The sequence below is a fragment of the Aliikangiella marina genome (genome assembly GCF_007004765.1).
Lineage (GTDB): Bacteria > Pseudomonadota > Gammaproteobacteria > Enterobacterales > Kangiellaceae > Aliikangiella > Aliikangiella marina.
The window spans coordinates 39,802-59,002 of sequence record NZ_VIKR01000003.1; the positions used below are offsets into that span (position 1 = coordinate 39,802).

Below are 19,201 nucleotides of genomic sequence, written 5' to 3' on the forward strand. Positions count from 1 at the left end.
ACAAATTTACTCGATTTATCGATTGCTCGGTCAAGCCTCGGCTTTTTCGTCGATTAACAACAATTAGAATCAAAATTTTATGTCACAGTTTTCCGATACTCTAACAACTGAAAGCCGTTCGCTAGACCAGGTGCCTCATGCGCCAGCGCGCAGCGAACCCATTGGTTTTTTATTGAGGCTTTCAAAAGCATTGCATACCTATGGATTACCCGCATACGAACTAGAACAAACCATGAATGGGTGTGCGGAAGCCCTCGGATACGGGATTCAGTGTATGTCACTACCCACCTCGATAAGCATGACGTTATTGCCACCCGGTCAGGAGCCACAAACTTTTCTGATTAGAGTTGCTCCCGGCGAAGTTAATTTGGAGAAATTACGCCGAACAACGGAAATTGCTCAAAAAGTTATCGACGGCCAATTATCAAATGTTGAAGGCGCAGCGCAATTAAAACAAATTTCCGACTCAAAACCGATTTATCCGGGATGGGTAATTGTCTTGGCTTTCGCATTGGTTTCCGCGAGTATTGCGAGAATATTCTCTGGCGGAATTCTCGAAATTGGTGCGGCGAGCCTGGTCGGTTTTGTTGTCGGATTTGTTGCCTTGGCGTCGAGAACTCGGCCGCTGCTGGATCACTTGCTGCCATCGAGTTGTGCCTTTTTAGCAACCGCGATTGCTATAGCTATAGGGCATTACCTCAATGACCAAATGTCTGTCTCGGTGGTCGTGATAAGTGGACTGATAATACTCTTACCGGGATTATCTTTAACCATCGCGATGGCCGAATTGGCAACACAAAATATGGTCTCAGGAACTGCACGGTTGACCGGTGCGGCGACGGTTTTTATCCAGTTAGCATTTGGTAGTGCGCTAGCGGTAGAACTTGCCAAGTTATTTATTAATGATGTTCAAGGTATCGCCGTTTCACCCGTGCCGCTCTGGAGCGTATGGATCGCCGTCGCTGTGGCTGCGATAGCGTTAGTTCCCCTATTTGAAGCAAGGAAGCGAGACACCTTTTGGTTTTTAGCGTCCGCAATGCTCGCATTTACGACGGTATTTTTTGCATCTAAGGTTTTGGGTTCATCACTTGGGGCGTTTTGTGGTGCAATTGTGATTGGCCTTTTGGCGAAAATTGCCTCGAAGTTGTTCTCCATTCCAGGCGCTATGATTATGATGCCAGGATTTATTATCTTGGTGCCCGGTTCGGTCGGCTATCGCAGTATTCTCGCGCTAGTTGATAAGGATATCGTCGGCGGTTTGCAAACGGCATTTGATGTTGCAGTGATTGGTATCGCGTTAGTGGCAGGGTTCTTGATTTCTTCGATGGTGCCGCTGCCGCAAGATAAAGCGAGAGATGAATACTAGATAGTGAATCGCGGTTTGCGGTGAAACCATTTTTACGCTGAAGCGATTATTACGATGAAAAATGCTTAAGGGTGCGGTAACCGCACCCCGTTAAATTAGTTCAGTAGGATTAAGACAACAAGTAAGAATTAAATCACCAAAGCATACCGACTAAACGACTTGGCAAACTTTAATTGTTGCCTTCAAAGTAGCCTTTAGCGTGATTAAAGGCATCGATACCCACTTTTTCTCCAATCAGTCTGCCAGGAATATCATCTGCTGGAGGATGGATGCCGCCCCAGATTCTTGACAGGCTGCTCTGGTCCGATGCATCACGATAGGTTGCCCATTGTAGGGTCATATTGACACTTGGACCCTCTTCAAACACCAAAAACTCGTTAGCAGTGATTTCAAAGCCACTCATGCCGCCAGGAAAGTATTCACTGCCTGTGAGTAAAGTGAGTAGTTCTGCCGCGGCTCTTGAATAAGTCGAGTGGCCTGAGACATAGCCCGCAAAAGGTGGTGTAACAAAGGAAGGTCTTTGGTAAGGCCACCAATTTTCAGCTAATATCCAGCCCACACCTGCGACATCAACTGCCGGGTCGTCAATAAAATCGGGGCCGCGCCATGCATACAATTTGATTTTACCAACATTTTCATTATTAGCGCCCGCGAGAGCGTCCCCGGCTTCAACCAGTTCGATCAGGCCTGTTTCTAGCGGAATACCATTTTGGTTATAGTTTGCAAGGTCAGGGTTGCTACTTTGTCCAAGGTCCGCCATTGCACGAATCGCCGAGATTGGTCTAATGTAGTCATACCATCCTTTTACTCCCCATGCGGAAATTGCCGAATCGTGCATGGCACCACCCAGTGCAAAATAGGCTTTCACATCCCACTCTAAAGGTTGTAGTTCTTCGCCTTGTCCTTCGAATCGGCGCTCAAATAAAGGGTGTTCCATCACTTCGTTCATGATAACGAACCAGTGACCAGGCGGTGTTTCCGAGTCCGGCCCATCTGCCCAAAACTCAGCAAGAACTCTTGCGTAATCGCCGCGCGGTACGATTTGAGCCGCATAGGCTTCGCCGGTAATTGGATTGACATCGTAGCCGTTACCAATATCGCCACCCTCTGCTTGATAAAACTGACGGTGGCCTTCAAAAGTCGTTGGGAAATTTGAAGAGGGGATATTGCCTTGACTTGCGGGTGAGATGTCAATCATGACGCCGTCGGCGGGATCGAGCTGCGCTGACCATTTACTTACCAGTGCAAATGACCAACGGTATTCGTCGCCTAAAGGTCCATCAAACGTCGGAGGCATTCCTGGGTCGTGATAGACCAAATAGTCATAGTTATCACGGTTGTAGACCGTTAAGTTATCGCTGGTAAGCGCAAATGGGTCGACTCGTCCCCATTCTGGACTTAAAAACTCGATAGCACCCTCGACGACATTACCTGACTGATCAATGTAGGTCCCTAAATTCAGAGACTGCCAGCGATTCATGTCCCAAATGTTTGGGTTGCCTGGTTGGTCTGGCGCCAGTGGCGGATTAACCGGCGTGTAGCTCACATTGCCATGAAGCAAGTTTTCGTTGGAGCCATCTTGAAAGCCATAATCGATGTAACACTGGGCAACATAATTCCCCAAAGCCGCAGGATCGCCGCTGTTATAATCGACACTCTCGTTTGATGTGTCATAGTTATATTCGGCCATTAGTTCGTCGGCGAGTCTGAATGTGTCTTCTACATCGGGTGAACGAACGAAACGATGGCGAATCAAGCGGTACATGGCAAAGCTAATTGCTTCTTGTCGCTTCCAAAACGCATCATCAAGACTAAATTGACGATTAAAATCGCAGTTGAATCCACCGATTGTTTTGCCGAGTAGGTAGGGCGAAGCGTCATTAGAGAAAGCCGCCCAAATATCGTACATAGCGGCGGAAGTGTGAAACAGGTTGCGCGCGTGGACCGTCGGTCGGGCAAAGTCGTTTCTGATCCCTTCTAGTACCACTTTATTCCATTTTTTGGCAATCGTGGTTTCAGGTTGTTGGAAGTCGCTTCCACCGCAGCTAATCATGGTAGTCGCTAGAACAACTGTGGCGAGTGAGGTGTTTAGTGTTGTTTTCATGGATTTAATACTCAGAGTTTCTTATCAATGCGTGAAGGCTCATTTCGAGTGATAGTTATAAGTTGTAATTATTGTCGGTTTTTGCCCATTGGTTTTATTGTTGTCAGTTCATTTTGGCTTGTCGGTTATTCAGTCTCTCAAGTCTTTCCACCGATATCGGTCGAATAATTAAGTTGTTAGAGTGATGAATATAACCAGTCAAATTAGCTGGGTGCGTAGTCGATTATAAAGGGCTGGTGATTCTTGGTTCAAGATTAATAATGGTTTACTGGCGGCATTTTCAGAGAATAATTTAACTTCTTTGATTTAACTCAAGCCCAACGGACAGTGTTTAAACTTAAGAATTTACACCTGTAAGTTCTCTAATAGTACTTTTTGAGTAAATGATGGGCGCAAATAAAACCCCCGAGGAAGTGTTTCGATTTGCTTTCCTTCGCTGTTATAGGTACGAGTTAAGGCTCTAGAGTTGGCTGCTTTTGGGCGAACTTGGAGGTATTCACCTTGACGAGCATTGAGTTGATCGACCCGACCTAGGGATACCATTTCCATGGCATTCTCCCAGTCTTGGCGGATAATATCAAAGTCGGTTCGCGATGGGCGCCAGAGAAATGGTGTTGCGATTTTTGACTCGACAACACTCTGATTTTTATCGCGAGCAATTGGCACCCAAAGCACATGTTGAAGTTTGCGAAACACAGGGCTGTCTGGCCAAGTTTGAATTGTCGTGTCGGCAAGATTGAGAACGCAAACATAAGTCGACTCTAGGACTTTACCTGCGTAATCAATCGGTAGCGTTTTTAGTTCGATGTTAAGATCGATAAAGTCGGGTTGTGATAAGTTGCCGGCATTGGCCCCCAGTGCCAGCTCGATAAACTGTCCTTGCCAACCTTTTTTACGGCGTAAATTCTCGGGAACTTCAATCGCCAACTCTTCGGCAACTTGGCCGATGGTTTTTCCTGCCATGCGTTCAGCACGCCGAGACAACTCGTCGTTGGTTTTGGGAGGCGATATTTTGGTTGAAAACTGGGACATTGATTACCCGCTTAATTTGAGACGGTTTTGAGATAAAGCCTCGCTATCTTCAAAGAAATTTGCTGAATGGTCAAATGTGTGATTGAATTAGTTCATAAAAAGTTTTAATTGGTATCGATAAGTGATTGATTCAGAGGGATTTCGAGCCAATATCGGCATGATAGTATGTAACGATTTTGGCAATCTGCTCTGGACCAGACGCATAGGACAAAACTCCTGGCAGTTCCCCCAAGGGGGGGTGGACGCGGGTGAATCCGCTGAACATGCATTGTTCAGAGAGTTGAAAGAAGAGATTGGGTTAGAAAGACAAGACGTAAAAATCCTTGGCTCAACCAAAAATTGGTTGAAATACCGTTTGCCTAATCGCTATATCCGTCAGGATAGCTTTCCCCTGTGCGTGGGCCAAAAGCAGAAGTGGTATATGTTGCGACTGACTAGTCATGAGTCGCGAATTCATTTTGATGCAACAGGACACCCAGAGTTCGACCATTTTATGTGGGTGAATTACTGGTATCCATTGCGACAAGTTATTTCATTTAAACAAGAAGTTTACCGGCAAGCACTTAGTGAGCTGATGCCTTTTGTAATGGAACAGCAATTACGTCAGCGCAAAGGTCGTGGACGGCGTAATAATCGGAAAGGTAAATCGCAAGACAAAGAATAAAAAATAACTTGATCTACTGAGGAGACTTTAAATTGCTCGAGCAACTTCGGCGCGTTACTCAAGCGGTTAGTTTGGCACAGGGGAAGCAAAATACGCTCGATGTGATAGTCACCGAAATTTGCGATGTGCTCGAAGTGGAAGTTTGTTCAGTTTATCTTGCGGATTATCAAGCCAATCAATTTGTATTAATGGCCAATCGTGGGCTCAATGCTCAATCGATTGGTCAAATCAAATTAGACTTTAATCAAGGTTTGGTCGGCCTAATCGGGCAACGCGAAGAACCCATCCATTTGCAGCAAGCGAAAGATCATCCCGCTTTCGCTTATATTCCTGATGTTCATGAAGACGAGTATAACGCGTTTTTGGGGGTGCCTATTATTCACCAGCGTAAAGTGCTCGGTGTATTAGTGATACAGCAGAGAGACCCTCGGCAATTCGAACTCGATGAAGAAACGTTTTTAATAACGTTAGCCGCTCAACTTTCAGTAATACTCTCAAATAGTCAAGTCGATGAAATGTTTGAAGCGGAAGACGATGAGCTATTTGTGAGAATGATCCGTGGTGTGCCAGCCTCCTCTGGACTTGCGACTGGTGCAGCGAAAGTACTTTTTCCGAGTGAAGACATCCACAGTGTTCCCGATAGAAAGACTGATGATATCAAAGCAGAACTAACCAACCTTAACCTCGCGGTAAAGGAAACTTTGCGTCAACTCAAGCAAATGTCACGACGAATGCAAGGCTTGGTATCCGAGCAAGAGCTTTCTTTGTTTGATGTCTATCAGCAGATTTTGGGCTCGAGGGGGTTGAGTAAGGAAGTTGAAGCCGAAGTGCGCAAGGGGATTTGGGCTGGTTCAGCCTTGAGAGTCGTTGTTCAACGACATCTCAATGCTTTCCGATCAATGCAAGATCCATATTTGCGAGAGAGAGCCAATGATATTGAAGATCTGGCAAACCGAGTGTTGAGTCATTTACTCAAGGGTAACCAGGCCGTGCAATCAATTCAGCCGGGTACTGTCATCGTTGCAGAGACCATTACCGCATCCATGCTCGCAGAACTCCCGGTTCAACATGTGGTTGGGATTGTCTCTTTGCGTGGCTCATCGACTTCCCACGCTGCAATTCTCGCGAAAGCGCTTGGCATACCTGCCATAATGGGGATGGAGGCTTGCCCCGTCCATCGTATGGAAAATAAAACACTGATTGTTGATGGTTATAACGGGCAGTTGTATATCAACCCGAATCAGTCTTTACTGAAGCAATACCAGAGTTTAATCGCCGAAGAAGAACAACTTCAGTCCGATTTGAGTCACGATCATGGATTACCCAACGCGACTCGAGACGGTCAAAGAGTTCGTTTAATGGTCAACAGTAGTCAGGGTGCGGATTTTTCTCAGGCAAAAAAGTTTGGGGCTGATGGGGTTGGTCTCTATCGTACGGAAATTCCCTTTATGCAATTGGAACAATTTCCCTCGGAAAAACGCCAGGTCGCTATTTATAGAGAATTGTTAGAAAGCTTCAAAAATAAACCTGTCGTTATCCGGACGCTCGATATTGGTGGAGATAAACAGCTAAGTTATTTCCCCATTGAAGAAGAAAATCCCTTTTTAGGGTGGCGTGGGGTGAGGGTGACCCTCGACCATCCAGAGATCTTTTTAGTACAACTCAGAGCGATTTTTAAGGCGTCTGCGGGTCTCGGGGAAGTCAAACTAGCGCTGCCTATGGTAACGACCCTAGAAGAGTTGGATGAGAGTTTTCGTCTGATTAATCAAGCGTTTGCGGAAGTAGAAGAAGAGTTAAAAGATGAAGACACTAAACTTTACCGGCCTAAAGTCGGATTGATATTAGAAGTCCCTGCAACCTTATTTCAGTTAAGCGTGTTTGCTCAACGAGTCGACTTTGTCTCGGTTGGAACCAATGATCTCATTCAATATATGATGGCGGTCGATCGCAACAATATGCGCGTTAAAAACCTCTATAGTCACTTTCAACCCGCGGTTTTAAGCGTTTTAAAACAGATCGCGAGTGAGTGCAAAAGAGCTAATATTCCGCTGCAGATCTGCGGTGAAATGGCAGCGGATCCGCTGGCGGCTTTGATTTTAGTCGGCATGGGATACGATGAGCTGAGTATCAATATGAGTTGTTTGGCAAGAGTTAAGCGAGCGATATCCCGTTTTGATCTCGTGGAGATGCAACAAATTGTCGATACCCTATTAACCTATGAAACTGAGGCAAAAGTGAAAGATCATATGCTCAAGATTATGGAAAAAAGAGGCTTGGGTGGCTTAGTTCGAGCGGGTATTTAATAGTCGACGATCAAAAGTTTCATTTCCAGAGATTATAATTCGAGACTCTCGATTGAGCATTTTGTTTTCAGCACTAAGAACTTGGAACTTAGAACTTAGCCAAGCTTTCCGTTACAATCTCTCGCAAGAATTAATAAGATTTTGGTTCATTCATTGGAAATTTGGGCAATCTTTATTGCTGCAGGTCTGCTGGCGGGGTTTATGGCGGGTTTGTTGGGCATCGGTGGCGGTTTTGTGGTGGTACCGGTGTTAGTTTTGGTGTTACCGAGAGTTGGCGTTCCGTTCGAATTGGTACCTCATATTGCCATCGGTACATCCTTGCTATGTATCTGTGTGACAGCGGTTTTCTCAGCCCGAGCCCACCACAGCAAAAATGGAGTTGATTGGAATAGTTTTAAGTTTATTGCCCCTGGGTTGATCATTGGAGCCCTGTCGGGGGCAGGGCTTGCTTCGCTCGTATCCGGGAAACTATTGGTTGTGGTTTTCGTTTTCGGTGCAATATCAACGGCGATATATCTTTTATCGGGTCACAAGCCAGAACCGCGCCCCAACTCCGCTCATTGGCCTTTGTTCGGTTATGGGGGATTCACTGGAGTTGTTTCGGCATTAATCGGGATTGGCGGTGGTTCATTGCTAGTACCTTATCTAGTCTATCGTGGAAAAGCGATGGTTGAGGCTGTGGGAACGGCTGCTGCGTGTGGGTTTCCGATTGCATTGTTTGGCGCGATCGGTTACGCAATCTCCGGTTGGCAAGAAACCCAATCAATTCCCTGGACTATGGGGTATTTATATTTACCTGCATTTATTGGGATCGTTGTTTTTTCATCATTCAGTGCACCGCTAGGGGCGAGAGTTGCTCATTTTATTTCAGAGAGACGGTTAAAACAGGTTTTCGCTGTTTTTTTGTTTCTCACCAGCGGGCAAATCCTTTATAGTCAGTGGTTTTAAGACTCCCAATTTCTTGCCAGTTTTAGTCACTGAAATTTCGGACACATAATAACAACCAGGCGGTTAAACAGCTTTTATGGAATTTCCAAATATTAACCCAGTAATCTTCGAAATATATGGTCCGGTGGGACTCAATTGGTACGGCTTGATGTATTTATTGGGCTTTGCTGGGGCTTGGTTGATGGGGACGATACGCAGTAAGGCTCCTGGTAGTCCTTATAACGCTGAGCAAGTGAGTGACTTCCTGTTTTATGGCTTTTTAGGCGTCGTTATCGGTGGTCGGCTCGGTTATGTGATTTTTTATATGCCAATGCAAGTGCTCGAGGATCCGCTCTATCCGATCCGAATTTGGGATGGCGGAATGTCATTTCATGGTGGGTTACTGGGCGTTTTGGTCGCCTTTTGGTACTTTGCGAAAAAATCGAACACCACGTTTTTTACTATTGCTGACTTCTTTGCACCCATGGTGCCGATCGGGTTGGCAACGGGGCGCTTTGGCAACTTCGTCAATGGTGAGCTTTGGGGAAGGGTGACTGATTTACAGTCCACTCCTTGGGCGATGATTTTCCCGAAAGCTGATGGTAATTATCGCCACCCATCCATGTTATATGAATGCATTCTCGAAGGTATCGTATTGTTCTTTATCCTGTATTTTTACAGTCGCTCACCAAAACCTAAAATGGCAGTCAGCGGATTGTTTTTACTGGGTTACGGCACTTTTAGATTTATTGTTGAATATTATCGAGAACCGGATAGTCATTTAAAAGAGCTCGCTGAGTTTTTATCGATGGGGCAAATCTTATCGCTACCAATGATTATCGGTGGTGCAGTTTTGATGATCTTAGCTTATAGGAACCAACACAAAACAGCGAATGCTGTTTAACCAAGCTAACTCGATTGAGATTTATTGAATAGATACGAATAGAGATATTGAATGAAGCAGTATTTAGATCTTTGCCAAAGAATTATTGATGAAGGAACCTGGGTTGAGAATAAGCGGACCGGAAAACGGTGTTTAACGCTCATTAATGCCGATTTAACCTATCATGTTGATGAAAATAAGTTTCCATTGGTGACGACCCGTAAAAGCTTTTGGAAAGCGGCAATTGCGGAAATTATTGGTTATTTGCGTGGTTATGACAATGCTGCTGATTTCAGGCAACTCGGAACCAAGACTTGGGATGCAAATGCGAACTTGAACGACGCTTGGTTGAACAATCCGCACCGTAAAGGTGAAGATGACATGGGCCGTGTTTATGGTGTACAAGGACGTAGTTGGATGCGTCCAGATGGCACAACGCTCGATCAACTACAAAAAATAGTTGATAACCTCGCTAAAGGTATCGATGATCGCGGAGAAATTTTAACTTTTTATAATCCTGGTGAATTTGAAATGGGATGTCTACGACCGTGTATGCATACCCATAATTTTTCTTTGTTGGGCGACACATTATATTTAACGAGTTATCAGCGTTCTTGTGATGTGCCATTAGGCCTTAATTTTAATCAGTTGCAAGTGTATGTGCTGCTTGCATTGATGGCCCAAATTACTGGTCATAAACCCGGTAAGGCTTATCATAAAATTGTTAATGCTCATATTTATGAAGATCAACTAGCGCTAATGCGAGACGTCCAACTCAAGCGTGAGCCTTTTCCTTCACCGCAGCTTAAGATTAATCCGGAAATTCGATCATTAAAGGATATTGAGACCTGGGTGACAATGGATGATTTTGAGGTCGTTGGATATCGATATCATGATCCCATTCAATATCCTTTTTCGGTGTAGTTGATGAGTGACGCATAGTACAAATTAACCAGTAAAAATTTAAACTGAATATTTGGTGGGAATAAATAAATGGCTGAGCCGATTATTTCATTAGTAGCTGCAATGGCGAAAGATCGCGTGATTGGCAAAGACAATAAAATGCCATGGCATATGCCGGCTGATTTAAAGCATTTCAAAGCGGTAACCATGGGTAAACCGATTATTATGGGACGCAAGACTTATGAGTCAATCGGTCGTCCTTTGCCGGGAAGACAAAATGTCGTGATAAGTCGAAATCCAGATTATCAGTTGCAAGGTTGTGACACCGTCACCTCATTTGAGTCAGCACTAGCGGCGGTTGGTCATGTAGCGGAAGTGATGGTTGTCGGCGGCGGCTTTTTGTACGAGCAAGTACTCCCTCAAGCCGATAGACTTTATTTGACTTTTATTGATCTTGAAGTTGCCGGGGATACTCAATTTCCCCAATTTGAACAGCTAAATTTAAGAGAGGTTAAACGGGAATCTTATCAAGCAGATGAAAAAAATCCGTATAACTATGAGTTTGTTGATTTTCTGGTAGATAAGTAAAAGTTTCTTTAACATTATAAAAATTTCAAGTAAAAAACAGGAGACAAAAATGGCGGGACAAGGATCAGCGGGTAATGTAATTGCGGCATTATGCAGTTTTTTTATTCCTGGATTGGGACAGCTTATTCAAGGCCGACTTTTAATGGCTATTTTTCAGTTTTTAATGGCCGGAATTTTGTGGTGGTTCTTACTTGGTTGGATTATCCACCTTTGGTCAATTATTGATGCGGCGATGTTTAAACCTAAGAATCATTAGAGTCTAATGTTTTTAGATTAGTATGGTTGGTTTTGGAAGTCCGTCGGCGAAGTTAAAAGTCTATTTTCAAAACCGGCCTCCTCTAGAAGCGTATCAGCAACTAGAAATAGTCAAGCCGCTAGGGTTCGGTGAAATTAAATTTATCACTGAACAAACAGGCAATCATTGGCGAAAAATTTTTAATTGTTATGCGAAATTCCTCTTCGCTCTTGATCCAAGTATCGCTAAATCTTGGCAAGACTATCGCGATCAAACGCTTCTCCAAAAGCAATCTAATGAACAGTTGCTGTTCTCCTCACGTGATCTAACCATTCAAAATTCATTACATATTGTTGCTGGACGAACTTACTTTCGCTCGCTTAAACTCGACTCAAGCTGCCAATGGCTCGATGAGCATTTTGCGATAGATGTGAATAGGCGATTAATTGTTAGCCCTTATTTTGATTATCGACAGCTTTCAAATAGCCGTATCTTACAATTGGTGAGTTTAGTTAAAGAGCTTGAGTGACTGCACACTGATTTCCGACGAGTACAACCAAACCACAGATAAGATTAATGAGCGATGATGATATTTACAAAGCACCAAAAAGCCGAATAAGGTTGAAAGACTCGGGCGACTTTTGGGTAACGCTCTCATGGAGCTTGTTCAACCTGTTAACCATTATTGCACAAATCGTCATTGCCATTGGTGTTAGTTTTGTTCTGTTCGAAGATTTTGCAGAACAACTACCGGTGGTTATTTATATGCTTTTCATCGTTTTCCTCGTTCCCGCGGGTTTCTCTTGGTTGTTTATTCGAAATAATGCCTTCGTCAGTAAAGTGCAAAAATTGCAAGTCTTCCTTATAGCGTCCTTTATCGTGATGTTCTTTCAAATCTTATTTCTCGTCTATGCTTACGGGCTTTAGTCTCAAATAACTCTTTTTGAGATATGTAAGACCATATGATTATTAGTGCCCGACAATCTAAATTAATTTGAACTAGTTCCGGTATTTAAAGCGTTAACTTGGCTAGTATGCGTGTCGACTACAACAAAATAAATATAGAGGGTTAAGTCATGAAAAACACGATCAAATCATTAGGTTTAGCATTATTGGTAGCTGGTGCGTTCAATTTAAATACTGCAGTAGCTGGAGACAAAGACAAGGCAGAAGCTAAAGAAGCGGTTGCAGCAAAAGCGAAAGAGCTTGATAAAGCTTCGCCAAAAGCTGCGGCAGCTAAAGAAAAAGCGGAAGCTAAAAAGAAAGCGGCAAAAGCTAAAGTTTTAGAAGCAAAAGCTGACGCGAAAGAGAAAGTAAAAAAAGCAAAAGGTGATAGTAAGTAGTTTTATCGCCTAAGATTAGTCGATTAAAACGAAGAAGCCTTTCTAACAGAAAGGCTTTTTTGTTTTTAGCCCACACATTATTCTGTAACTGAAATATTTAGTCGACTTTCTAATATCGACTGTTTAGACTCAAAGCTACGTTTGGTAGATATGATGAGTTAACAACAACATGACTCGACTTCGTTTTATTTTATATTTCATTTTGACGCTGTCTTTGTCGATGACTGCGCTTTTATCTAACCGAGCAAACGCAGCAGAGACTAAAACGATTTATTTAGTTCGTCATGCAGAAAAAGAAGCCGACGGAACCAAAAATCCTCATTTAACGCAACTGGGGCAAAAGCGAGCACAGCATTTCGCGTTATTGCTCGCAGAAAATAACATTACCCACATATATTCAACCGATTATCATCGAACGCAAGAAACGGCAAAGCCTTTAGCGGATAAATTAGGCGTTAAAATACTCAGTTATAATCCAAGAAGACTAGAAGCGTTCGCAAAAGAATTGCTTCAGCAGAAAAACAATGTATTGGTTGTGGGTCATAGTAATACAACACCACAACTCGTTAGTTTGTTGGGTGGAAATCCTTATGGTGAGATCGATGAGTCAGATTACAATCGGTTGTATCAATTAACCTATAGTCACGAAAATGTTGATACCCAGCTGATGACCATTGAAGTAGCAGACTTTAAGTAGCCTGGCACTTTTATGGCAATTATTTGAGTGAATTATTATGAATCCCAATGATAAAGCGCAAAACATCGAATTTAGAGAGAATTACCGTCAAACCCAAATTGGCCCCTACTATCGTGGTTTAGTCCATTTTGGATTTACCATGACTTTTGCTTGGTCAATTATTATTTATTCCATTTTCCAGCTAGAGAATGTTCAGCCGTTAGAATACTTAACGGTTTTGGTGACATTTTTATATGCTAACTTTGTTGAATATATCGTTCATAAAGGACCTATGCATCGACCTTTTAAAGGTTTGAATATTATCTATAAACGCCATGCGACTCAGCACCATATTTTTTTTACCGACCATCATATGCAATTTGACTCAATAAGAGATTTTAAAGCGGTATTGTTCCCACCAATATTAATTGCTTTTTTCTTTGTGTTCTTCGCACTTCCAGCGGGTGTGTTAATTAATTGGCTTGTAAGTTCCAATGCCTGTTTTTTATTCATAATAACGGCATTCTTTTATTTTGCACTATATGAAGTTTTACATACGACTTACCACTTAGCTGATGATCATTGGGTTTATCGATTTGCGGTATTCAGAAAGCTACGTAAACTTCATCAAGACCACCATCGGATTGACTTAATGGCGCATAACAACTTTAATATCACCTTTCCGATTTGTGACTGGTTATTTGGTACCTATTATCGAGAAGAAGCGATTGACAGACAGGGTGAAGCTTCTTCCAAAACTTAATTCCGAGGAATTTATGAATAAAAATATTCTTAGTCTGCTTGTTTTGTTGACTTCAGCATTTACTTTGAATGCGAGTGATATGGAAACATTTTATAGTGATGTTGAGAACGAGAGAAAGTTTTTACTGAGCCAACAAAAGGGCATGATAAAAGAAGTGAGAGAGCAAGCCTCTGCATTGTGTAACAGTCAACCTGCCAAGTCTCCTGAAAATAACCCAAATCAAAAAATAGACTGTCAGTGTTTTAGTAGTCAATTGAATAAACTTTCCGATAGAGAAATCTATTACGAGTCGGTAAGTGCCTACTTGATTTTCCAAAAGATGGTTGCGGCTAAGCGTGATGAAGATGTGAAGGAATATATGCGATTGAAGGAAGAAAAAAATAATATGCAAGGGTTTGCTGAGCGGTTGCAGTCTGTATGTAAAACGTCATGACATGACGATGCTAACCAAGTGATACGTAGCTTACCGCCAACGGCCGCTCAAATAAATTCTTCAGCGACATTTTTTATTGTTTGTTCAAACTCCGTGAATTGCAGCCAATATTTAAGACGCTAATGGACTCTGAGAGTACTTGTGACTGTTGAACTTTAGTTGTTCGATATTATCTAACTAGATAATTTCAAACGTCGGAGCGATGCATGCTAAACATTAGCACAGATACCCATCTTATTGCCTTGGCTTTCTCCTCCTTATTCTTGTTCTCTTGCACCACAAATAAACCAGTAGTCCAAGCGACCATTGATGAGAAAATCATTATTGTTGGAGGAAGTCGGCCTATTGATAAGCAATATGTTACTGAAGAGAAAAAACAGTGCATTCTCCACAGGGTTACTTGGAAAAAAATAGAGTTACAAAATGATCATGCTTGGTTGCGACAAAGCGTTCCTGAAATCATCGATTGTGAGCACTACAAGGAAGAAACTCATCACAACCAAGCTTAATGTAAGTCACAAAATTAAAGCTGACGTGGTGTCAGGGGTTGATATCATTCCGTCGCAGTTGCAATAATCGCTTTTAGTGCGATTTGATAAATATTACCTCGACCGTTTTCTATACGAGTAAAAAATAGATATTGGCCATCTGGACTAACGATTGGAGTGAATTCGTGATCAGGCGTGTTAACTTTATTACCCAGAGATTTAGCAATCGACCATCTATCGCCTTTTTTAAAGGAGATATATAAATCCCCTTTGCCCAAGCTATCTGCTCTGCGCATGCTGAAAATTATCGTATTTCCATCTTTGAGGACAACTGAATCGCCGATTTTGCCACCCTCACCAAACATGTAATCCGGGAGTGGTGTTGGCTTGGTAAAACCGCTTGCGGTTGCTCTGGCCACATAGAGCAAACGTTGGTTATTTCTAAATGAGGGAAAGTATAAATCACCGTTGCTGGTGAGTGATGGGTAAAGGTCATCAGCTGTGGAGCTCAGTTGTTTTAAATATTCAGGTTCCCCCCAAGTTCCATCACTGAGTCTGACCCGCCACAGATTGACGGACTTTGCTTCGGCTTGGTTATGATTTATTGGTCGCTTGGAAACAAAGTAAACATATTCATAATTCGGCGAATAATAAGGGTCTGCCTCTAAATAGCCGCCAGAAAAAGGCAATGCTTTTGGCGTTTGCCAGCTACCGTCAATATAGTCTGACTCCATCATCGTACATTGTTTGAAGTCATCACTGCAGCGTGCAAATAGTACCTTATCGCCCGATGCGTTAAATACAGAATTGATCTCAAAGTGGGCTGATGTTGATATGATTCCTGGTGCGAACTTAACCGCCTGAGTTTGTTCTTCTGTCAATGCATAAGGCATGGTTGCTGCCTGGACAGTCGAACCAAGTAAAAATAAGGCTGAAACCCAATTAGCTAGTGAAGTCATGTTTTACCTTTAAATTGATGTCTTTGTTGCAATCAGGCGCGACTATAATACAAAACGCCTCAAATGTGAATTCTGATTCGCATTTTCCTTGGCGTTAAAGTTGAGTTTGCTGAAATGCTCAGGAAATTGGGCTGCAGATAGGAGTTTTTGTTACACAAAAAACGAATCACTAGGTAAATCACGCCGCTTCAGGGGTTAAAATCGTCTAGTAGCGAGAATACAGTGGTAGCGATGAGGCCTTACCCGGCAATCAAAACTCCCTATTTCCTGACATGGGTCTGGCGTATTATTCAATAGAGTCATCATAACCTCCCTTGATAGGTGAGGATTTGCTTTTTGTAATCCAACCGTTAGCGATTGATAACAAATTTCGTAGGCGTCCTGAATGTCACGGTTAGTTGAAATCTGCGCTGGTTTGGGTTCAATCGGATTGCGGTAGACCCAGCTATTAGTCTGCATAGACTCTAGTTTGTCCACGACAAGCAACATAAAGAGGAGGAATAAACTATAACTCAACCAGCGCATTGATAATCATTGAGTTCGACGAATTTATTGCGTCACTTCTTTTAACCAGTTGATAGTCAACTCACCGATTCTTTTATCAAAGTGCTTCCCAGGGTTTACGGCGGAAGGTCTTCCCTCTCGAGATGCTTGCATAAGCGCTTCTCGGTTTTTGTAGCGCATAAATCCATGTTCTGCACCGTCGATAACTATCGCTTTTGCTATCTTCTGCTCGCTATTTTGATTGACCCACCTGGCGATTTGAAAAGCCCAATCCTCACTAATGGCTTGAATATCGAGCGAACCATGCATCATTAGTGTCGGCACTTTGATATTTAGCCACATTGATTGAAAGTCTTGCTGGTTAATGCTGCGGAAAAATTCATAGTGACGCGTTAAAACGTAGTCACCGTTTACCGCAAGCAGTTCGGCTCTGGTTGATTCTTTGAAAGACTTTGACTGAGTTATGGTGTGCCAGTCCTTATTAGATTTGAGCCAGTCCGCCAACATGGGCTTAATCATTTGAGTGTTGCGCTCAGCTTGCTCTTGAGAAAGTCCCCAAAATTTTGTCGACTGCTTGGCAAACAAGTCGACCATGTAGTCATACCATGGCTTGGCAACGCCACCGTATCCAATAATACCGGCCACGTTTTGTTGAGAGGCCATTGCCGGTGCGTATAGTACCCCCAAACTATGACCCCACAAATAGACCTTTGCAGGGTCGATAGCATGGTGGGATTTTAAAGCATCAAGTCCAGCAACAAAGCCTGTTAATTCAGTGTTAAAGTCGACATCTCGACAGTGTTGAGATGATCGGCTGTCTCCGACGCCCAGCTTTTCAACCCGGAAAACCGCATAACCCGCGATGACGAATTGATCTATCATCTGACGTGTTGTCACATTGGGAATTAAGCCGTAATCGATTGAGTCGCAGGTATAACCTTGAATGAAATAAATCGCAGGTACTCCATCCTGGGTTGAATGGATGGATTGCTTTGGCAAGTGAAGAATTGATCGTAACCGATTATTCGCGTAATCGACGCTTCGGTACTCAATGTTCGCATGTTGGCTTTGCTCTCGTTGTCTTTCTTGCATAAGCCCACTGAGCTTTAACTTTTTCTTTTCACGAGTGACCTCTAAGGCAATGTGGTCTCCAGCATAAAGGTTTGCCAATAGTGGAATGAGATCATCGAAACTTCCGACCGTTTGATTATTCAAAGTTTGTATTGAGTCGCCTACTTTTAAACCGATTGTCTCAGCAGTGCTGCCGGGGAGAATTTGTGCAACGAGCAATGGTCCGCTCCTATCAACTGGCATCAAGCCAAGGATACCCTTGCGTTTCAGTGAAGCGCTCGCTTCAGCTGAAGGCATCATCATGCCCAATAAACTGACAATTAGTATTAAACTAGTAATCCGCCAACCCATAAAAAACTCCTTCATTATTAAAGACCATGCTCTCATTGTTAAACTCACTGTGACGAGTTTAACTATTGGCCAAGGTGGTATTGATAAACTCGACCGAAGTTAACAATTTTAAGGTTGAGGTTGAGGTTGAGGTTGAGGTTAAGATTTACGAAGCGAGTCTTATCTGTTTTCTAAACGCAGAGGGGGTGCAGCCTTCTAACGATTTGAACGCTTTATTAAAAGTAACTCGATTTCCAAATCCAGATTCTAGCGCGACTCGCTCTAAAGGCCAGCTAATCGAGGTATCTGAGAGTAGTTTGATGGCGTGATTAACGCGGTAGGTATTCACCAACTGATAGAAGTTGGTTTGCATATATTGGTTGATCACTTGGGACAACAAGTGTGGTTTAAGCGAGAGTTTGTCAGCTAACGAGGTTAGCGAGAGTTTATCATCAAGATAAAGGTGTTGTTCTTTGAGCGATTTTTCAATCAGGGATTTAACTTCTTCGGCTGTCGAATCAGGCACGATCGATTGTGCGTATTTTTTAGCATTATCCTCCTCAGCTGGATTCACTAAGTTTGAAGTCGTTACTGACTCTTCTGGGGGCGTGTCGCTTTCCGCTTTAACACTCGACTGTTGCTCAATGAGTGAACGCTCAATATCACTAAATATAATACTTGGCTGTTTGAGGCCATAGTAGCCCATAGAAAGCACGATAACCGCCATGAACAATAGCCAAACTTTGCTCACATAGTCGAGCGCAATAATTGGTGTCGTTTGTTGCAGTAAAAACAAGATAACCCAAACTGATTCTAAAGCAATAAAAGCTAAACAAAGTTGCTTGTGTCGAGTGAACAATTCATGACTGAAGTCCGCTCGCAAGCTATCGACTTGATCTTCATAGCGTTTCAGCATTTTCCAGGCATAACCTAAGTAAGTCGCCAAATGAACTTTCAAAATCACCAACAATATGATGATTCTCCAGGGTAATAAAACTGTGGCTTCATACGCGTTAAATTGAGCATAAGTGTTTACTTTGACTTCGCCAGAGACAAATACTTGTGGGCTATTGATTGCGATAAGTAAAATTGCGGGAGAAAGATGGAGTAACCAATCTTTCAGATGGAATTGACCTTTGCCGACGACTCGATGGATATAGGCATAAAAAACAGGTCCCATAACTAATACTGCACCTGGCAGCAGATCTAAGGTATGGGGGATGATTCGGTACAGATTGGAGTAAGTCACACCACCTTCAAACAGCTTATAGGCCATTACTAGTAAAAGTGCAGCCAGTATTCTGCCTGACTGGCCAGGTTCTGTTTGTCTCCACAAGGCTATTGCCATAATTAAGGCATGGCTGAAAGCGATCAAGTAAACAAGACTGACAAATGAGAGTTGCATAAATGAGGTTAAGTCCTTAAACCAGTTGTATTGTGACAATTGATAATTGGAGAAGTTTAGCAAATTGATTATCGGTTCGATTGTCCATCTGTAACCTCATATTAATAAAAACCCGTGAGCGGTGAGTTAACCGATTATAGCCGATTCAATTGCTTCGAGAATTTCTGTTGAGTATCTGATTGTTTGCCCAGTTTTCCCAATTGATTAAAGAGATGGCTTGGCAA

20 protein-coding genes are annotated in these 19,201 nt (G+C 42.9%); 15 read left to right on the top strand and 5 right to left on the bottom strand.

Features of this window, described 5'->3' with window-relative positions; translation table 11 throughout:
• The first annotated feature begins 79 nt into the window (after nt 1-79).
• Nucleotides 80-1,366: a threonine/serine exporter family protein gene (locus FLL45_RS12060; RefSeq protein ID WP_142942309.1), complete on the top strand. Its 1,287-nt coding sequence runs from the start codon at nt 80-82 to the stop codon at nt 1,364-1,366.
• Between the two features lie 169 nt (nt 1,367-1,535).
• On the opposite strand, the gene FLL45_RS12065 is transcribed toward FLL45_RS12060, so the two are convergent.
• Both FLL45_RS12065 and mutH read right to left on the bottom strand, forming a co-directional pair.
• On the bottom strand, nt 1,536-3,470 hold the full coding sequence (locus tag FLL45_RS12065; RefSeq protein WP_142942310.1) for a vanadium-dependent haloperoxidase: 1,935 nt from the start codon (nt 3,468-3,470) through the stop codon (nt 1,536-1,538).
• A gap of 345 nt (nt 3,471-3,815) precedes the next feature.
• The gene (gene mutH, locus FLL45_RS12070) at nt 3,816-4,502 is read right to left on the bottom strand and encodes a DNA mismatch repair endonuclease MutH (RefSeq protein ID WP_142942311.1); all 687 of its coding nucleotides are present in this window, start codon (nt 4,500-4,502) and stop codon (nt 3,816-3,818) included.
• Between the two features lie 121 nt (nt 4,503-4,623).
• On the opposite strand from mutH, the gene rppH reads away from it, so the two are divergent.
• The 14 genes from rppH (at nt 4,624) to FLL45_RS12140 (ending at nt 14,729) form a co-directional block, all read left to right on the top strand.
• Nucleotides 4,624-5,166, top strand: a complete 543-nt coding sequence (rppH, locus tag FLL45_RS12075; RefSeq protein WP_142942312.1) for an RNA pyrophosphohydrolase — start codon at nt 4,624-4,626, stop codon at nt 5,164-5,166.
• 32 nt (nt 5,167-5,198) lie between these two features.
• The gene (ptsP, locus tag FLL45_RS12080) at nt 5,199-7,469 is read left to right on the top strand and encodes a phosphoenolpyruvate--protein phosphotransferase (protein WP_142942313.1); all 2,271 of its coding nucleotides are present in this window, start codon (nt 5,199-5,201) and stop codon (nt 7,467-7,469) included.
• Between the two features lie 153 nt (nt 7,470-7,622).
• Nucleotides 7,623-8,417, top strand: coding sequence for a sulfite exporter TauE/SafE family protein (locus FLL45_RS12085; RefSeq protein ID WP_142942314.1), 795 nt, complete (start codon nt 7,623-7,625; stop codon nt 8,415-8,417).
• 76 nt (nt 8,418-8,493) lie between these two features.
• Nucleotides 8,494-9,300: a prolipoprotein diacylglyceryl transferase gene (gene lgt / locus FLL45_RS12090; RefSeq protein ID WP_142942315.1), complete on the top strand. Its 807-nt coding sequence runs from the start codon at nt 8,494-8,496 to the stop codon at nt 9,298-9,300.
• Between the two features lie 51 nt (nt 9,301-9,351).
• Nucleotides 9,352-10,203, top strand: coding sequence for a thymidylate synthase (locus tag FLL45_RS12095; RefSeq protein ID WP_142942316.1), 852 nt, complete (start codon nt 9,352-9,354; stop codon nt 10,201-10,203).
• A 69-nt stretch (nt 10,204-10,272) separates the two neighbouring features.
• On the top strand, nt 10,273-10,770 hold the full coding sequence (gene folA / locus FLL45_RS12100; protein WP_142942317.1) for a type 3 dihydrofolate reductase: 498 nt from the start codon (nt 10,273-10,275) through the stop codon (nt 10,768-10,770).
• Nucleotides 10,771-10,819: 49 nt separating this feature from the next.
• Entirely contained in the window at nt 10,820-11,026 is a 207-nt protein-coding gene (locus FLL45_RS12105; protein ID WP_142942318.1) for a hypothetical protein, read from the top strand.
• Between the two features lie 22 nt (nt 11,027-11,048).
• Complete coding sequence (locus FLL45_RS12110) at nt 11,049-11,534, top strand: DUF6942 family protein (protein ID WP_142942319.1); 486 nt, start codon at nt 11,049-11,051, stop codon at nt 11,532-11,534.
• Nucleotides 11,535-11,581: 47 nt separating this feature from the next.
• Complete coding sequence (locus FLL45_RS12115; protein WP_142942320.1) at nt 11,582-11,932, top strand: hypothetical protein; 351 nt, start codon at nt 11,582-11,584, stop codon at nt 11,930-11,932.
• A gap of 149 nt (nt 11,933-12,081) precedes the next feature.
• On the top strand, nt 12,082-12,348 hold the full coding sequence (locus FLL45_RS12120) for a hypothetical protein (protein ID WP_142942321.1): 267 nt from the start codon (nt 12,082-12,084) through the stop codon (nt 12,346-12,348).
• Between the two features lie 169 nt (nt 12,349-12,517).
• On the top strand, nt 12,518-13,045 hold the full coding sequence (locus FLL45_RS12125) for a SixA phosphatase family protein (RefSeq protein ID WP_142942322.1): 528 nt from the start codon (nt 12,518-12,520) through the stop codon (nt 13,043-13,045).
• 37 nt (nt 13,046-13,082) lie between these two features.
• Nucleotides 13,083-13,787 carry a sterol desaturase family protein gene (locus tag FLL45_RS12130; protein ID WP_142942323.1) on the top strand — a complete coding sequence of 235 codons (705 nt, stop codon included), beginning with the start codon at nt 13,083-13,085 and terminating at the stop codon, nt 13,785-13,787.
• Between the two features lie 13 nt (nt 13,788-13,800).
• The gene (locus FLL45_RS12135; RefSeq protein ID WP_142942324.1) at nt 13,801-14,220 is read left to right on the top strand and encodes a hypothetical protein; all 420 of its coding nucleotides are present in this window, start codon (nt 13,801-13,803) and stop codon (nt 14,218-14,220) included.
• 206 nt (nt 14,221-14,426) lie between these two features.
• Nucleotides 14,427-14,729 (top strand): hypothetical protein, encoded by a 303-nt coding sequence (locus FLL45_RS12140; RefSeq protein WP_142942325.1) that lies wholly within the window; start codon nt 14,427-14,429, stop codon nt 14,727-14,729.
• Nucleotides 14,730-14,773: 44 nt separating this feature from the next.
• Here the strand turns inward: FLL45_RS12140 and FLL45_RS12145 are convergent, their stop codons facing one another.
• The 3 genes from FLL45_RS12145 to FLL45_RS12155 all read right to left on the bottom strand — a co-directional run bounded on the left by FLL45_RS12145 (nt 14,774) and on the right by FLL45_RS12155 (nt 18,977).
• Nucleotides 14,774-15,667, bottom strand: a complete 894-nt coding sequence (locus FLL45_RS12145) for a TolB family protein (protein ID WP_142942326.1) — start codon at nt 15,665-15,667, stop codon at nt 14,774-14,776.
• A gap of 549 nt (nt 15,668-16,216) precedes the next feature.
• A complete protein-coding gene (locus tag FLL45_RS12150; RefSeq protein ID WP_185964434.1) occupies nt 16,217-17,593 on the bottom strand; it encodes a PDZ domain-containing protein in 1,377 nt (458 codons plus the stop codon).
• 145 nt (nt 17,594-17,738) lie between these two features.
• Nucleotides 17,739-18,977, bottom strand: a complete 1,239-nt coding sequence (locus FLL45_RS12155) for a helix-turn-helix domain-containing protein (RefSeq protein ID WP_142942328.1) — start codon at nt 18,975-18,977, stop codon at nt 17,739-17,741.
• Nucleotides 18,978-19,201 lie beyond the last annotated feature (224 nt).

What these genes read in the sequence shown, in the direction of transcription:
- FLL45_RS12120 (WP_142942321.1), top strand. Translation starts at nt 12,082, where the DNA reads ATGAAAAACACGATCAAATCATTAGGTTTAGCATTATTGGTAGCTGGT.
- FLL45_RS12125 (WP_142942322.1), top strand. Translation starts at nt 12,518, where the DNA reads ATGACTCGACTTCGTTTTATTTTATATTTCATTTTGACGCTGTCTTTG.
- FLL45_RS12095 (WP_142942316.1), top strand. Translation starts at nt 9,352, where the DNA reads ATGAAGCAGTATTTAGATCTTTGCCAAAGAATTATTGATGAAGGAACC.
- FLL45_RS12140 (WP_142942325.1), top strand. Translation starts at nt 14,427, where the DNA reads ATGCTAAACATTAGCACAGATACCCATCTTATTGCCTTGGCTTTCTCC.
- FLL45_RS12130 (WP_142942323.1), top strand. Translation starts at nt 13,083, where the DNA reads ATGAATCCCAATGATAAAGCGCAAAACATCGAATTTAGAGAGAATTAC.
- lgt (WP_142942315.1), top strand. Translation starts at nt 8,494, where the DNA reads ATGGAATTTCCAAATATTAACCCAGTAATCTTCGAAATATATGGTCCG.
- FLL45_RS12135 (WP_142942324.1), top strand. Translation starts at nt 13,801, where the DNA reads ATGAATAAAAATATTCTTAGTCTGCTTGTTTTGTTGACTTCAGCATTT.
- FLL45_RS12060 (WP_142942309.1), top strand. Translation starts at nt 80, where the DNA reads ATGTCACAGTTTTCCGATACTCTAACAACTGAAAGCCGTTCGCTAGAC.
- FLL45_RS12110 (WP_142942319.1), top strand. Translation starts at nt 11,049, where the DNA reads ATGGTTGGTTTTGGAAGTCCGTCGGCGAAGTTAAAAGTCTATTTTCAA.
- FLL45_RS12105 (WP_142942318.1), top strand. Translation starts at nt 10,820, where the DNA reads ATGGCGGGACAAGGATCAGCGGGTAATGTAATTGCGGCATTATGCAGT.
- folA (WP_142942317.1), top strand. Translation starts at nt 10,273, where the DNA reads ATGGCTGAGCCGATTATTTCATTAGTAGCTGCAATGGCGAAAGATCGC.
- FLL45_RS12155 (WP_142942328.1), bottom strand. Translation starts at nt 18,977, where the DNA reads ATGCAACTCTCATTTGTCAGTCTTGTTTACTTGATCGCTTTCAGCCAT.
- FLL45_RS12065 (WP_142942310.1), bottom strand. Translation starts at nt 3,470, where the DNA reads ATGAAAACAACACTAAACACCTCACTCGCCACAGTTGTTCTAGCGACT.
- FLL45_RS12145 (WP_142942326.1), bottom strand. Translation starts at nt 15,667, where the DNA reads ATGACTTCACTAGCTAATTGGGTTTCAGCCTTATTTTTACTTGGTTCG.
- mutH (WP_142942311.1), bottom strand. Translation starts at nt 4,502, where the DNA reads ATGTCCCAGTTTTCAACCAAAATATCGCCTCCCAAAACCAACGACGAG.
- FLL45_RS12115 (WP_142942320.1), top strand. Translation starts at nt 11,582, where the DNA reads ATGAGCGATGATGATATTTACAAAGCACCAAAAAGCCGAATAAGGTTG.
- FLL45_RS12150 (WP_185964434.1), bottom strand. Translation starts at nt 17,593, where the DNA reads ATGGGTTGGCGGATTACTAGTTTAATACTAATTGTCAGTTTATTGGGC.